Raw genomic sequence first — 1,068 nt, 5'->3', positions numbered from 1 at the left:
TTGGCCGGGGGAGCGCACCAGCAGCTGCTGGCCATTGCGTTCGATATAGCCAGCGCCACGGTTGGCGTTGTTGGCCCTCAGTGCCGCCACCAAGTCCTCGAGGCTGACGCCGAGCTCCAACAATTTTTTCGGGGAGGGCGTGACGTGATACTGCTTGTCGTAGCCGCCGATGGAATTGATTTCGATCACCCCGGGCACCTGGGCCAGTTGAGGTTTGATGATCCAGTCCTGCACTTCCCGCAGGGCAGTGGCATCCCAGGGCTCACCATTTTCCCGGGTGGCGCCGGGCGCCGCATCCACGGTGTACATGAAAATCTCGCCCAACCCGGTGGCGATGGGGCCCATCTCCGGCTCCAGCCCAGGCGGAAGGACGCTTTTGATGGCGCCAAGGCGCTCGTTGATCAAGTTGCGGGCGAAATAGATGTCCGTGCCTTCTTCGAACACCACGGTCACCTGGGACAGGCCGTAACGGGACAGGGATCGGGTGTAGGACAGGCTGGGCAGGCCGTACAGCGCCGTCTCCACCGGGAACGTGATGCGCTGCTCTGTCTCCAGGGGTGAATAACCGGGTGCCTCGGTGTTGATCTGCACCTGGACATTGGTGATATCAGGTACCGCGTCGATGGGCAGGCGCTGGAAACTCCAGACACCGACACCGATCAGCACCAGAATCAGCGAAAGCATGAGATAGCGCCGTTCTACAGAGAGGCGCACGATAGCGTCGATCATAGTGGCCTCCTGTTAATCGTCGTCTGACACGCTGGATTTTTCGATATCCGCCTTGATGAGATAGCTGTTCTCCACCACGTAGCGTTCGCCGGGCTTCAGGCCAGAAAGTATTTCGGTGAACTGGCCATCCGTGCGGCCCAACTCGACAGGCCGGGGCTCAAAGCTATTGCCTTCTTGCACAAACACGACCTGGGATTCGTCGAGCAACTGCAGGGCCCGATTTTCTATCACCAGCGGCACTTCGATACGCTCTACCACGATGCTCGCCGAAACCAGCCGGCCCGGTGAAAGCAGCTCCTCTGCGTTGGCAATTTCTGCCCGGGCAATGACGTAGGGCGA

The 1,068-nt window shown here is 60.0% G+C and carries 2 protein-coding genes; both read right to left on the bottom strand.

Going from position 1 to position 1,068, the window contains the following annotated elements; genetic code table 11:
• Nucleotides 1-729 (bottom strand): efflux RND transporter permease subunit (locus tag A3730_RS05380; RefSeq protein ID WP_197477310.1); only part of this gene is annotated, 729 nt, incomplete at its 3' end.
• Nucleotides 730-741: 12 nt separating this feature from the next.
• The coding region (locus A3730_RS31105) for an efflux RND transporter periplasmic adaptor subunit (protein ID WP_369819042.1) at nucleotides 742-1,068 on the bottom strand (327 nt) is incomplete at its 5' end.

It is taken from the genome of Alcanivorax sp. HI0044 (genome assembly GCF_001634945.1).
This window is presented reverse-complemented; position numbering and strand designations above follow the sequence as displayed.